This is a genomic window from Paenibacillus sp. FSL R7-0652, assembly GCF_038595045.1.
GTDB lineage: Bacteria > Bacillota > Bacilli > Paenibacillales > Paenibacillaceae > Paenibacillus.
In genome coordinates this window covers 4,471,785-4,484,581 of the sequence record NZ_CP152001.1, presented here as the reverse complement: position 1 = coordinate 4,484,581, position 12,797 = coordinate 4,471,785, and the positions used below count along the sequence as shown (strand labels likewise).

Below are 12,797 nucleotides of genomic sequence, written 5' to 3'. Positions count from 1 at the left end.
CCATATTGACGGAGGATTGCCGTAAGGGGGAACTTGGTTCATGCTTCGTCGTTTTTTTGCCTATTACAGGCCTTATAAAAAACTGTTCATTCTGGATTTCACCTGTGCAATTCTGGTCGCGCTGCTTGAACTTGCGTTTCCGCTGGCCGTGAACCGGGTAGTGGATGATCTGCTGCCAGGCGGACGCTGGGACTGGATTTTGTGGGCGTGTCTGGCACTGCTGGGCATTTACCTGCTGAATTCATTCCTGAATTATGTTGTCACCTATTGGGGACATAAGCTCGGGATTAATATCGAGACGGATATGCGTAAAAATCTGTTCAATCATGTGCAGAAGTTATCTTTCCGATATTTTGACAATACAAAGACCGGACATCTGGTATCCCGGATGACAAATGATTTGATGGATATTGGGGAGATTGCCCATCATGGACCGGAGGATGTATTTATTGCGGTGATGACGCTTGTGGGTGCCTTCAGCATCATGATGAGCATCAATGGTAAGCTGGCCATTCTGACGTTTATCATTGTGCCGCTCATTATCTATCTCTCCTTGTATTTCGGAAACAAAATGTCCAAAGCATTCAGCCGAATGTTTGGCGATATTGCAGATTTCAATGCTCGTGTGGAAAATAATATCACAGGTATTCGCGTGGTACAGGCTTTTGCCAATGAAGAGTATGAAAAAGCACAATTCGCCGTAAACAATGGTCGATTCCGTCAAACCAAGCTGGTTGCGTACAAAATTATGGCGTGGAACTCTTCGATCAGTTATGTGCTGATGAAGCTGGTATCTCTATTTGTACTTGTATGCGGCACATGGTTTGTTATTAATGGCAGTATGTCATACGGTCAATTTATCGCGTTTATTATGCTGTCGAATGTGTTCCTGACACCCATTCAGAAGATTAACTCGGTTATTGAAACCTATCCCAAAGGGATTGCAGGTTTCAAACGCTACACAGATCTGCTCGATATGGAGCCGGATGTCAAGGACCGTGCTGATGCTGTATCGGTATCCCATCTGCGCGGGGACATTCGGTATGAGCAGGTGACTTTCGGTTATTCGGACCAGGAGCCTGTGCTTAAAGGTGTCGATCTGAGTGTGCAGGCCGGTGAAACGGTAGCTCTGGTTGGCCCGTCAGGAGCAGGGAAAACGACGCTCTGCAGTCTGCTGCCGCGATTCTATGATGTGCTGGAAGGGCGCATTACCATTGATGGCCAAGACATTCAGCACATGACGCTGGACTCCTTACGCAGCCAGATCGGAATCGTGCAGCAGGACGTATTCCTCTTTGATGGTACGATTCGCGAAAATATTGCGTACGGCCGGCTGGATGCTTCGGAAGAAGAAATATGGATGGCCGCCCGCCGTGCCCAGATGGAATCTTTGATTCTGTCCATGCCAGAAGGATTGGATACCCTTATTGGTGAGCGTGGAGTGAAGCTCTCGGGTGGACAGAAGCAGCGGTTATCCATTGCACGAATGTTCCTGAAAAACCCGCCGATTCTGATTCTGGATGAAGCGACCTCGGCACTTGATACCGAGACGGAAGCTGCGATCCAGCAGTCCCTCGCAGAGCTGTCCGAAGGCCGGACGACGCTTGTTATTGCCCACAGACTGGCTACGATCAAAAATGCAGACCGCATTGTCGTTGTTGCTGAACAGGGTATTACCGAGCAGGGGCGTCATGAGGAACTGCTTGCTTCAGGTGGTGTTTACAGCCGTCTGCATTACGCGCAGTTTGGTGCGTAGGAGAGAGAGCGGCTTGCCAGGCCAAAATCAAGCTGAACTGCTGCGGAGTTTGATGGGTTGGCGTGATAAGGAACGTATTTAATCAGGATCGTTCTTATCGAACATGAGGTATGTGTGTCAGTGCTTAATTATTTACGTATGTATGGCTGTGTATGTATGCATGTATGTAACAAGAGATATGTATGCAGCGAAGTTAAGATGTAACACGTTTGGGAGTGCGAAGCATACTGGAGTAAGAACAGCTGTATTACCATCGCCTATGACTTGGAAGGAGTCGGGGCGGTGGTCTTTTTTTATTTTGGAGGGAGGAGAATGCAGGTTGACGAGGGTGAAATTGCATCAACATTGAAAATGGGTAATAATGGGCAGGGTGTGCTCTGAATTGTATGATAGGTTCATGATGAGCGGCGCTGTGCATATCTTCTGGAGAATGTTTGAAGTTAGGAGGTAGACCATATGTCGGATCTCGTTAAAATTGTACTCACGTGTTTCATTTTTATTTTGATTTTGTGGTTGTTATTTGTGGGGATACGTAAACGCACAGGATATAACCAAAGCCTGGACACCCGAACGTTGATTGGCTGGTTTATGGGACTTTTCATCATCGGCGCTGTGCCGCTTGCTTTTGCGTTGTATACCCATATCACCGATGAACGTCTGGATGCCAATATTGGATTAGGGTTGGCGATGCTGTTTGCCTGGGCGTACTGTGCGATGCTGCTGTGTGGAGTTTTAGGAGTTTGGGGAAGGTATCTGTGGCTCAGGAATAAAGAGAAATGATATGGACAGACAAGGCACGGATAGGTAAGAATGGGCGAAATGATTGTGCCTGTACCAGGGAAGAAGAGGGGCCTAAAGGAGTTTGAGCAGATGATTAATAATAAGTATTCTTTAATTGATGATGAGACCGGCTTAACCATCGGAAGATGCCTGGATCTGAAGGGGCTGACTGGAAGCTGTATTGAGAAAATAGATGGCGAAGATTTTCATAAAATCACGTTCGTAGATTTTGGATATGATGAAGAGTTTGCAGCGTACTGCAAGCATCGTAAAACATATATTAACAACGTATATCTGACTATTCTTAACGATGAAGAAAATCCAATTGGATCTTATTATTTTGTTCTTAAAGAGTCTTATGCTTATGATCCATTTTCGGATTTCGATGAAGTGCTGCAGCAGCTTGAATTCGTTGGAAATTTGGTTGAAGTGGCGGCAGAAGAGAGTCTTTTGGTTTGGGATATGCGCAGAACACCTCTTGCTAAAAAGAATGAGTGGATAGGATTGTCCTGCGAACAACGCCTGGCATGGTTAGAAGCTGCCCGATTATTTTCCAGTACCAAACCAATTACAGAAGATCAACAGCAAGGCCATTATTATATCGATGCAGCCCATGTAACCGATCCTGCTTCTTTTTTCTGTGCACTAGGTGAGGCTGTAAACGGGCCGGGCGGGTACTTTGGTTACAGTTTGGATAGTCTGGAGGACTGTCTTTGCGGTAGATTTGGAGCAAGAGAGCCGTTCGTCATTCATTTATTTAATGTAGATGATAAAATGAAAGCACAGGACAGCTTCTTTTATCAAATAAAAGAAATACTTACTGAGAGGAACGTAACGATTAGCTGTAGTTCATTTGATAAAACGGGTTCATATTAGCGGACTTGGCTTGCTGAATGAGCATTACTTCATAATTGATGGATAGTTTCGAGGTGCAGGCGGAGTAGAGAATTTAGAGAAAATACTTATACATTTTCAAAAATGGGCAGATTCCTTAGGGGAAATAACACATGAATATCATAACGATGTTACCCAAAGATAAACATGACTTTGAAGCTGTAGAGAAGCTTTCCAAATGCAGTAAGGATGAGCTGAGAGATGTCTTACCTGAGCTTATGAAGTGGTTACAGGATGGGAACTGGCCGATTTCTCAGCCGGTGGAAGACATACTGTTGAGGTTTGGAGACGAATTGATTCCGCATGTTCGAGATGTATTCCAAACGAGAGATCCGCAGTGGGAGTATTTCATGCTGACAGGCCTTATCTCCCGATTACCTTTAGAATGTTTATATATGCTAAAGCCTGACTTAGAAAGAATAATTGACCAGCCTACGTATAGCGAGGTGCTTGAGGAGATGGATGAAGCCATCATACTTTTGCTCAACAAGATAAAGTAGTGTGTATGCTCTAACATGCTTATTGGAGCCATGAGTCGACCAATCTCATAACAAAGCCCTCAGATCTTCGCTGCATTGAAGCAGCTGGGAGTGAGGGCTTTACTTCTACTTAAGACAAACTGCATTTTAACAGGAGGAAACCTTTCAAACAAATACTAAACATTAATTCCTTAATCCGCAATATTACCTGCCATTTTCAGACGGCGCGCAATCTCCTTGAAATCCTCGTGTGAGATGCCTGGTGCGAATTCTTCCTCCACCGCCGGAGCTTCTGGAATCGGGAAGCCTTGAGGGATGCCCTGAATCACTTCCAGAGGTTGTCCATCTTCGGGGTGTGTGCCCTTCCAGATCTGGTCAATGGCATTGAAGTCGTTGTCGCTGTAAGTGTACAGTTTGGTGTGAACGCCTTTTTCTTCATATTTATGAGCCTCGTTGAAGGCTTTGTTGTCCAGTGACGGAATCGGAATCAACTTGGTCACATTGACACCTGTCGCAATCTCGATTGCTTTGGCATACGCCACGACGTGCACGCCGCCGCGTACGAGCAGGAAACCGACAACTTCGCGCGCTGCGGGATGGTCCGTCATTTCGTACACTTTCATCTTGTGCGTACGGGCGCCGCATTCGAGGAAGAAATTATGCAGCAGATCCTCCACCAGATTGCCGCTGTTGAAGACATTGGCACCTGTCCATGGATTACCCATAGAGTCAAAAGGCATCGCGCCTTGGGCACCTGCCAGGAAATGATACGACAGCCTTGCATCCTTCACGGAACCCAGCGGCGTCTGATCGGGTTCTTTATATTCGGTTGATCCTCTGAGACAGTGGTTTATACCATGTGACACCAGTTCAACATGTCCTAATTCTTCAGCCGTAATACTCATGACGAGGTCGTAGAAAGGCTTGAGCTTTTCTTTGGAACGAAAATTAAAGGATTGATAGAGGTAGTTGTTCAGGGTGGACATTTCTCCAAATTTACCACCAAGCAGTTCCTGTATGGCTGCCGCTGCATTGGGATCAGGCTTTTCGACGTTGGGGATCTCAATCAGAATTTCATCCAGACGTTTGAACATACAAATATAACCTCCTCGAATATGGGGTGCAAATGAGTTCAGGTAGTGTGCCTACAGCTTGGTCAGTCAAAGCCCATTACACGATATATGGTTTTCCTAAACAGATAAACTAAGAAATGGGTCTAAAGGGTTATGTGCTAATTCGTCAAGAATGCTTGCCGAATGTGGTGAATAATTCACCGTTTGGTATTCCCATTTTCACAATGATTATGTACAATCAGACAAGTTGTGCAAAGTGTCGTACTGATCTTGGTCATGGATTCGAAGCAGAAAGGGAGAAATACATATGAGATTTAGATGGTTACTTACAGCATGTTTATTGATTTTTTTAATGATATTGTTAACTTACACAAACAGTGCACATGTGCTGGCAAGCGGTGTAGGGAATGACGTCCAGGTGGATGAACAGACAAGGGGAATACTTATGGAAAAGTATGGTTTGGAGCCTACTGAAGAATCACAGGCACAGCAGCATTTTCTTTCCGGGGATTGGGGAATGAGCTTTAGTCATACTTCCGAGGTTGGAGCACTGGATAAGCTGATGCTTGCTGTCCCCTTTTCGCTGTGGCCCGCTGTCTGGATTTTTCGAATGTGGGTGTAAAATGCAGACCAAAGGGGCACGATATCAGCAACACATTGGTCCCAAGGAGTGAGATGCATGAGAGCGCTTATGGTTACGATACTAACGCTGATGCTTGGGTTGTCAGGCATTACAGCTGCAGCAGCAGCCTCCACATCCAGCAGCATACCGGATTATGCGAAGTGGGGGATCATAGCGGTGAAAGAAACCCAAACCAAGTACAATGTCGACATTCTAGACTACAAACATATTGGCCGCTCCTCGCTAAGCGCCAATCAGTCGAGAGAGCAGTTCAAGCTGTGGGTTCGTGCCAAAGATGGCAAGCAGTTTGACGTATATGTTAATGTTGATTTTAATCCGAATACGCAGCAGTTAAAAAAAGTGCAATTTGCTGAATCAGATCGTCACTGATCAGATCAGGCTGTACCCCAAACTAAACTCTCCAAATTAAAGCAGAACCAGACTCCTGTTCCTTTAGGACCAAGTCTGGTTTTTTATTTTGAAAAATTCCTTTTTTTGTTATTGAATAAAGAACTTACGTTCGCATATAATAATGAATACAAACAAACGTTCTTACTGGAGGGATGATCATGCTTGGAAAATATGTTGGCCAGATGGTGGAGCTTGTATATATGGATCGTGCAGGACAGATTACGCAGCGGCAGATTCGAGTTAATAGTGTGCGCGGCGGAACGATTCGGGCATCCGATGGCAAAGAAGGGGCACCACGGACGTTTCTGGAGCAAAATATTCTGGCATGGCGTCCTGTCACCGAAGGGAATCGGAAGGGAGTAATCAAGTATGCTGAACGACTTTGAACGCAAAATTTTACGCATCATCGTGAACTATGCAGGGCAGCGGCGGCGAATCCCGCGAATGGATGAGTTGGAGAACAAAACGGGCCGCAGTCGCGTCCAGATTCGGGAATCCCTGCTCGAACTTGAACGGAAAGGTCACATAGCTTGGGATAACCCGTCTGCGATGGAAAGCATACAGATTCTGCAGGCTTGGGAGCAGGAAGCGCAAATGGTTCGAAAACCGCAGCCTGGAGGGAGTGCGGTGAAATATTTTACCGATTATTAATCAGTCATCCGAGAGCCAAGGTTAAGCACAGCACAGTCAGACATAAAACAGAGCAAAAAACGCCAACCCGGTTGGATTGGCGCTGTATGTTCAGTCATTCTTTTAGAAAGTCGGAAGCTGGTCCAGATTGTTGGTGGGGTCCCCGTCGGCATCGCCGCGAATATACATTTCTCCATCCTTACCTTTGAATACATTCACACCCGCAATCGCTCCGGCTTTCACTTCGTTCAGGGCCTGCTGATAATCCAGTACACGTCCGTTGGATGTCTGGAAGGCGGTCAAATCACCGTCACCATTTTTCTGCACTGCTGTGAACGTTTCACGTGTTGTTTGATCCATCATGTCACACTCTCCTTCTATGACCAAATGGGAATGGGTTACCCTGTTAGCCTGTCCGAAATAGAGAGAAGTATTCATCCCATGCAGTGTTTTCCGGAGATTAATTGAACCGCTATTGAACTGGACTCCGAGAATGATTAGAGTGTTTTTCGCATACGAACGTGCAGAATACCCGCATCATAAAAAGGTTCTTCCGAAATCACTTCATAGCCGAGTTTATCATAAAATTTCTGAGCCTGACACTGGGCATCCAGCAGTGAATAGGTTAGCCCCAGCTCGCGAGCAAGCTCCTCCATTGCTAATAGAAGCACACGTCCATAACCAAATGACCGGTAGGATTCGAGTACAGCGATCCGCTGCATTTTGGCCGTGTCTTTGCTGTAATAGATCAGACGCCCTGTGGCAGCAGCCTGGCCATCCGTATGAAGCAGCACATGATGTACATCGGGGCTGATCACGTCATATTGATCAATCTCAAGTTCAGCAGGTACCTGCTGCTCCACTACAAATACCTGACGGCGAATTTCAAGTGCCTGCTTCAATTCTTCTTCTGTCGTAACATAACTGATTTCAGCTGCCAAATTCAATTCCTTCTTTCTGCTCCATGCGCGGCAAGTTCAGACTGCATTATACAAAAAAATGCTTTTCCTGTATAGTTAAGTTTGGTACATACTGGGACTTTGGAGGAGGAGAGAGTGATGGGAATGGCAGGTATTATGACGATTACACTTCTGATGTCGGCGGGCATGATCGCTTTGTTGTATGTTGTGACCAAAAAAGCTTATTCTCGCAAATGGGATGAAGATGAATGATGTTGCGGACAGCGCCTTATTCTCCTGCTGCATCCAGCTTTCACGGTAAGATCTCGGTATTCCCCTGTGGGGAATAAACATCATGGACAACTGATTTGGAATATACATCCATCCACACGGGCAGCGATTCGCTCTGTTCATTCGGCTGCTGCAGCTGCTGGAACTGCACCGTATGTTCATCCCGCTGTAATGTACAGCCGGTCATCGTAAGGAGAACAAGAGCGCATGTGACCAGCCAATTCATTGTGCGGAAGAGAGAATGTTTACTCTGAAACTGCTCGCGCTGGTAAAGATGATATCGAACGGCGTATTTCACAGGAATTCACCTCGTTTCCCAAAATGGTAATGTTTCCATTATTCTGCTCCAATCCAGCCAATTTATAACCAAATTAATGATTGACAATGAACGCGTTTACTTGGTATAATACTATTACTTCATTGAAGTTTGATGTATAGATGGGGTGACATATTGAATCATTAATCTTAACTGTATTATAATGTAATTAATGAAGGGCGATAGCTCAGCGGGAGAGCATTATCTTGACAGGGTAAGGGTCGTGGGTTCGATCCCCACTCGTCCTATATATAACAATATTACTTAGCTTAGACAGCCCTTCACGGCTGTTTTTTGTTATGTCCGATTAATTGAAGAAGATGACAACTAAACATGGTTTGAACCGGAGGGCTGCCTGCAAAAATATGTGGGTAGTCTTTATTATATCTTATTGATTTAATGCTATAATCTAGATATTAACTAATTGTGAAAGTAGTAGTAGGGAGTTCAGATTTATATAACAGAAAAAAGATATGGTGGTGAAATAATTGGTACAAATTAAACGAGTTGCAGCTCTATATCGAGTATCTACAAAAGGACAATTGGACGGAAATGACATACCCATGCAGCGGCGATCTTGTAGAGCAATGATTGAAAAGCAGCAGGGGTGGAAGTTGGTAAAAGAATATACTGAAAGAGGTGTCTCAGGGTTCAAAGTATCTGCTTTGAACCGAGATGTAATTCAAAGGACTAAAGAGGACGCAGAAAATGGATTGTTCGATGTATTGCTAGTATTTATGTTTGATAGATTAGGCAGAAAAGATGATGAGACTCCCTTCTTAGTTGAGTGGTTTGTAAACAAAGGAATCGAGATGTGGTCTGTAATAGAAGGACAGCAAAAAATTGAAGTACATACAGACAGGATGATCAACTTTCTTAGATTCTGGCAGTCGAGCGGAGAAAGCAGAAAAACTTCGGATCGGGTGAACGAAAAACATAAGCAAATGGTGGAAGAGGGTATATTTCGAGGTGGTGGTATACCATATGGGTATAGAGGTGTTGATTCCGGTAATTTTAATAAAAAGGGTAAGGTGCTGCTTAAATTAGTAAAACACGAAGAAGAGTCTTTGGTGGTACAGAGAATGTTCCGACTGGTACTAGAAGAAGGATACGGACAATTAAGGATAGCTAAATTGTTGAACGAAGAGAACATACCCACAAGAAAGGCTAAACAGTGGGGGGCGGCTACTGTGAATGTCATACTTAAAAATCCTATATATAAAGGAATTATGAGATACAGGAAAGGATTGGGAGACGATACATTTTCTAAGCCCATTCCTGAATTAATTATAATATCCGAAAAGGATTGGAATTCAGCTCAAGATATTAGAGAAAAAAAGAATCCTAAAAATAAGAAAATGAACGATAATTCTGTTCCCATAAGCACAAAAGGCAGTTTACTTCTAACTGGGATAGCGAGATGCGGGTGTTGTAATTCAAGGCTAACTTCAACAACATTTGTTAATAAATATAAGGCTGCAAATGGAGAAATACTTAGATACAATCAAAATAAAAGTTATCGATGTACCGGAAAATTACAAGGGAAAACCGATTGTATTGGTCAAGCTACTTTCTCGTCTAAGAAAGTTGAGCAGCAAGTAATGAAGCAAGTAAATAGTTACTTGAATCAACTCGAAACTATAGATTTCAGTTCAAAAATAGATCTAATCAAAGAGAAAATATCAAATGAGGAAGAGACAAAAATTAAGAACCTGCAGTCTATACTTGAAGAAAATTATAATGAGCTATCGGTTCTAAACGCCGAAGTCACTAAATCAATTATGGGCAAAAGTGCCTTCAAACCAAAGATTCTTAATGATCTCATTGAGAAGACAGAATTGGAGATTATGCAAAATACCAATGAAATGAATGAAACTGAAGGAATACTTTCTTCTAAAAAGATTGAACTGTCTGAAATGGAAACATTAAAAGAGTATATTCCGGTTTGGCATGATGTTTTTGATGAAGCCTCAATGGAAAAAAAGAAAATGATGTTAAGTACATTGATTGATGTTGTTTACGTTAGTAAAGAGAAAATCTCAGTAGAGATCAAAGCTAGGCTTAAAGAGTTCTTAGGACTTTTATCTAGTGAAAGTAAATATGCTGAGAGTTAACAGAGTAGTGTGGTTCGTGCCCACTGCAGATCAATACGAGAAGTCCTGCGCAGCAGGGCTTCTTTTCTTTTTTTAACAAAATTTAAACTTCACCTACACTTCAACGTAAGGTTAAGCCTCTATTGTTATATGTGAAGAACATACAGCAGAAGGAGAGAGACAACATGCACCTTTCAAAAATCAAATCCACGAACTTTATTCAAAAAGCGATGCTGAGCACACTGGTGATGACACTTGCGGCATCCCCACTAATCTATGCTGCGCATGCGGAGGCGTCACAAGGGTCCATGGCGGCCGCTGGTGCGGAGCAGGTACAAGCAAATTACGGCACGCAGCAGGCTGTATCTCAATATCAATCACCGATCCAGTATCTGATTCAGGCGCGTCTGGATGAGAAAGAGATGAATATACAGGCAAGCCAGACCGTGACTTATCGGAATACAAGCAAAGATACGCTTAAGGAGTTAGTGATGCATACCTATGCGGATGCCAATCGATCTAAAGCGACCCAGACACAAATGTATATCGGTCAGAATGAGCATATAGCCAAAGAAAATCCGGATAAAAAAGCATCAGACTTTCTGGGCGGGATAGATATTTTGGAAGTGAAGCAGCAGGAAAATCAAAAACCAGCGGATAAGCTTCTTTTTAGCAACCGAAATCAGGCATTAAGCGTGCAGTTAAAAACGCCTCTGCAGCCGGGTGAATCGATCACCCTGCAGGTGGACTTTCTGCTCGATATTCCGTATGGGATGCAGCGGCTCTCTTACTATAAGGATCAGATTAATGCGGCACACTGGTTTCCGGTCATGTCTGTATATGACGAAAACAGCCATCAGTGGAACAAGACAACGTACAGCACTTCCTTTGAGAGTGATTACTATACCTCGTCTGATTTCGATGTTGAGCTGAATGTGCCCGATTCATATAAGGTCGTCATGCCGGGAGAGATCACTTCCAAAGACAGTGCCGAACGCGGACGGAAAGTGGTCACAGCGCGCGCCGCGAACACCAGAGAATTTGCTTTTTTTGCTGGTCCGAATTTAAAGTCAGCACGTGAGACGCGAGATGGGTTAACTGTAGAATATTTTTATTCCGGCGATGACCCTGTCAAGAAAGCTGCAGTGGACAAGTACGTCGATTATGCATTTAAAGTCATCGCGTTTTATAGTGAGAAATATGGTAAATATCCTTATCCCGATTTTCGGATTATCGAAACGTATGTGGATGGTTTTGGCGTTGAATATTCAAGATTAATACAGATGCCGCAGCGTCCTGCAGAAGTACTGCCTGAAGATGATACGACGTTTGTGCATGAAATTGCACATCAGTGGTTCCATGCTTTAATTGGGAACAATTCAGAAACGGAATCCTTTCTGGATGAAGGTTTTGCCGATTTCTCCACGGTGTATTTTTTAGAAAAGCAGGGCAATAAGCTGGGAGGTTTCAGATCGATTCAGCTCGATCCGTCACCTATTGATATACCCATTGCTTCAACAAATGAGCAGGCAGGAGAAATGGCTGATTATATTTTCTACCAAAAGGGACGTCAGGCGATCTACCAATTATACCGCTCCGTTGGTGAACAGCAGTTTGATGCGTTTATGAAAGAGTACTTTAACCGTTTTATCTACCAAAACGCTTCGATTAATGGATTGCTTGATACCATAGGGGATGTGCTGGGTAAAGAACAGCGTCGGGAAATGGAAAAAGCGTTGATTCAACCTGGATTTGAACTCAAGCAGGAATATCAAATGTCCAAAGATGAGATGGCAGCCTATATGCACGACGCATATCAGCCGCAATACGAGTCTCTTATGAATAATATTCCAAACATGCCTTATGAAGTGATGGTTCGTCTAATGGACAAGTCTTTCCGAGGGGAACCGTTAACCATTGTACTTGGTGATCAGGTGAGCAAAGCAGCTGCAAAACAGCAGGAACAAGCAACCAGCCAATTAACTCAGATTTTTGATGTATTTGGCATAAAATATGATATCGTTCGTGACCGCAAGCAGTTGAAGCAGAAGCTAAAACGTGAGATTGGCGACAGCAACCTGATTCTTATTGGTAATGCGAAGTCTAATGGCATTGTGCAGGCTCTGAAACAAAGCATGAATGACCGGGCAGGTAAAATTGGTTTGGACTGGAAAAACGCCATGAACGCATCTGGCCATTCGGGAGCCTATGTCATTAAACATCCATATAATCAGAATCGGCTCCTGATTCATTATTATTGGAATGACGACCACCTCGGGGATAAGGCTGCAGCATCTTTTATGGAAAAAAATCAGGAATCCCTTACAATTTCCCAAAATCTTTACCAATATTACGAGCTGGATCGTAACGGTAAGTTGAAAACTAGCAAAAAAGTCGAATGATGCATTTTACAATAAATTAGAAGCATAAAAAAAGATATGTTTATGGAGAGCCGCTATAAGAGGCGGCTCTTTTTGCCTGTTCAGTTCCATTTAAGGTTTCTCCCTTAAACTTCTCCGTAGCAGAATTAAAAAAGAGATGTAAGGTGGGAAA

At 43.7% G+C, this 12,797-nt stretch carries 14 protein-coding genes and 1 tRNA gene; 11 read left to right on the top strand and 4 right to left on the bottom strand.

Features of this window, described 5'->3' with window-relative positions; genetic code table 11:
* Positions 1-40 precede the first annotated feature (40 nt).
* From MKY97_RS19725 to MKY97_RS19710, 4 genes are all read left to right on the top strand, one after another.
* A complete protein-coding gene (locus tag MKY97_RS19725) occupies positions 41-1,756 on the top strand; it encodes an ABC transporter ATP-binding protein (RefSeq protein ID WP_342551990.1) in 1,716 nt (571 codons plus the stop codon).
* 456 nt (positions 1,757-2,212) lie between these two features.
* Positions 2,213-2,536, top strand: a complete 324-nt coding sequence (locus MKY97_RS19720) for a hypothetical protein (RefSeq protein ID WP_342551989.1) — start codon at positions 2,213-2,215, stop codon at positions 2,534-2,536.
* A gap of 30 nt (positions 2,537-2,566) precedes the next feature.
* Positions 2,567-3,412, top strand: coding sequence for a barstar family protein (locus tag MKY97_RS19715; protein WP_342551988.1), 846 nt, complete (start codon positions 2,567-2,569; stop codon positions 3,410-3,412).
* A gap of 131 nt (positions 3,413-3,543) precedes the next feature.
* Entirely contained in the window at positions 3,544-3,930 is a 387-nt protein-coding gene (locus MKY97_RS19710; protein WP_342551987.1) for a DUF5071 domain-containing protein, read from the top strand.
* Positions 3,931-4,100: 170 nt separating this feature from the next.
* Here the strand turns inward: MKY97_RS19710 and MKY97_RS19705 are convergent, their stop codons facing one another.
* Positions 4,101-5,003, bottom strand: a complete 903-nt coding sequence (locus tag MKY97_RS19705) for a manganese catalase family protein (RefSeq protein WP_342551986.1) — start codon at positions 5,001-5,003, stop codon at positions 4,101-4,103.
* 286 nt (positions 5,004-5,289) lie between these two features.
* Here MKY97_RS19705 and MKY97_RS19700 point away from each other — a divergent pair, with 286 nt between their 5' ends.
* The 4 genes from MKY97_RS19700 (at position 5,290) to MKY97_RS19685 (ending at position 6,666) form a co-directional block, all read left to right on the top strand.
* A complete protein-coding gene (locus MKY97_RS19700; RefSeq protein ID WP_342551985.1) occupies positions 5,290-5,604 on the top strand; it encodes a hypothetical protein in 315 nt (104 codons plus the stop codon).
* Positions 5,605-5,661: 57 nt separating this feature from the next.
* Positions 5,662-5,994 (top strand): DUF3889 domain-containing protein, encoded by a 333-nt coding sequence (locus tag MKY97_RS19695; protein ID WP_342551984.1) that lies wholly within the window; start codon positions 5,662-5,664, stop codon positions 5,992-5,994.
* Between the two features lie 179 nt (positions 5,995-6,173).
* Positions 6,174-6,401, top strand: coding sequence for a hypothetical protein (locus MKY97_RS19690; protein ID WP_342551983.1), 228 nt, complete (start codon positions 6,174-6,176; stop codon positions 6,399-6,401).
* A complete protein-coding gene (locus MKY97_RS19685) occupies positions 6,385-6,666 on the top strand; it encodes a hypothetical protein (RefSeq protein WP_342551982.1) in 282 nt (93 codons plus the stop codon). Before MKY97_RS19690 ends, MKY97_RS19685 begins: the two co-directional genes overlap by 17 nt.
* 102 nt (positions 6,667-6,768) lie before the next feature.
* Here the strand turns inward: MKY97_RS19685 and MKY97_RS19680 are convergent, their stop codons facing one another.
* From MKY97_RS19680 to MKY97_RS19670, 3 genes are all read right to left on the bottom strand, one after another.
* Positions 6,769-7,005, bottom strand: a complete 237-nt coding sequence (locus tag MKY97_RS19680; protein WP_342556395.1) for a DUF3892 domain-containing protein — start codon at positions 7,003-7,005, stop codon at positions 6,769-6,771.
* A gap of 137 nt (positions 7,006-7,142) precedes the next feature.
* Entirely contained in the window at positions 7,143-7,586 is a 444-nt protein-coding gene (locus MKY97_RS19675) for a GNAT family N-acetyltransferase (RefSeq protein ID WP_342551981.1), read from the bottom strand.
* 271 nt (positions 7,587-7,857) lie between these two features.
* Positions 7,858-8,133: a hypothetical protein gene (locus tag MKY97_RS19670; protein WP_342551980.1), complete on the bottom strand. Its 276-nt coding sequence runs from the start codon at positions 8,131-8,133 to the stop codon at positions 7,858-7,860.
* Positions 8,134-8,327: 194 nt separating this feature from the next.
* On the opposite strand from MKY97_RS19670, the gene MKY97_RS19665 reads away from it, so the two are divergent.
* The 3 genes from MKY97_RS19665 to MKY97_RS19655 all read left to right on the top strand — a co-directional run bounded on the left by MKY97_RS19665 (position 8,328) and on the right by MKY97_RS19655 (position 12,646).
* Positions 8,328-8,399 (top strand) — tRNA-Val (locus MKY97_RS19665).
* Positions 8,400-8,639: 240 nt separating this feature from the next.
* Positions 8,640-10,265 carry a recombinase family protein gene (locus tag MKY97_RS19660; protein WP_342551979.1) on the top strand — a complete coding sequence of 542 codons (1,626 nt, stop codon included), beginning with the start codon at positions 8,640-8,642 and terminating at the stop codon, positions 10,263-10,265.
* Between the two features lie 164 nt (positions 10,266-10,429).
* Positions 10,430-12,646 (top strand): M1 family metallopeptidase, encoded by a 2,217-nt coding sequence (locus MKY97_RS19655; RefSeq protein ID WP_342551978.1) that lies wholly within the window; start codon positions 10,430-10,432, stop codon positions 12,644-12,646.
* Positions 12,647-12,797 lie beyond the last annotated feature (151 nt).

What these genes read in the sequence shown, in the direction of transcription:
- MKY97_RS19725 (WP_342551990.1), top strand. Translation starts at nt 41, where the DNA reads ATGCTTCGTCGTTTTTTTGCCTATTACAGGCCTTATAAAAAACTGTTC.
- MKY97_RS19720 (WP_342551989.1), top strand. Translation starts at nt 2,213, where the DNA reads ATGTCGGATCTCGTTAAAATTGTACTCACGTGTTTCATTTTTATTTTG.
- MKY97_RS19715 (WP_342551988.1), top strand. Translation starts at nt 2,567, where the DNA reads ATGGGCGAAATGATTGTGCCTGTACCAGGGAAGAAGAGGGGCCTAAAG.
- MKY97_RS19710 (WP_342551987.1), top strand. Translation starts at nt 3,544, where the DNA reads ATGAATATCATAACGATGTTACCCAAAGATAAACATGACTTTGAAGCT.
- MKY97_RS19705 (WP_342551986.1), bottom strand. Translation starts at nt 5,003, where the DNA reads ATGTTCAAACGTCTGGATGAAATTCTGATTGAGATCCCCAACGTCGAA.
- MKY97_RS19700 (WP_342551985.1), top strand. Translation starts at nt 5,290, where the DNA reads ATGAGATTTAGATGGTTACTTACAGCATGTTTATTGATTTTTTTAATG.
- MKY97_RS19695 (WP_342551984.1), top strand. Translation starts at nt 5,662, where the DNA reads ATGAGAGCGCTTATGGTTACGATACTAACGCTGATGCTTGGGTTGTCA.
- MKY97_RS19690 (WP_342551983.1), top strand. Translation starts at nt 6,174, where the DNA reads ATGCTTGGAAAATATGTTGGCCAGATGGTGGAGCTTGTATATATGGAT.
- MKY97_RS19685 (WP_342551982.1), top strand. Translation starts at nt 6,385, where the DNA reads ATGCTGAACGACTTTGAACGCAAAATTTTACGCATCATCGTGAACTAT.
- MKY97_RS19680 (WP_342556395.1), bottom strand. Translation starts at nt 7,005, where the DNA reads ATGGATCAAACAACACGTGAAACGTTCACAGCAGTGCAGAAAAATGGT.
- MKY97_RS19655 (WP_342551978.1), top strand. Translation starts at nt 10,430, where the DNA reads ATGCACCTTTCAAAAATCAAATCCACGAACTTTATTCAAAAAGCGATG.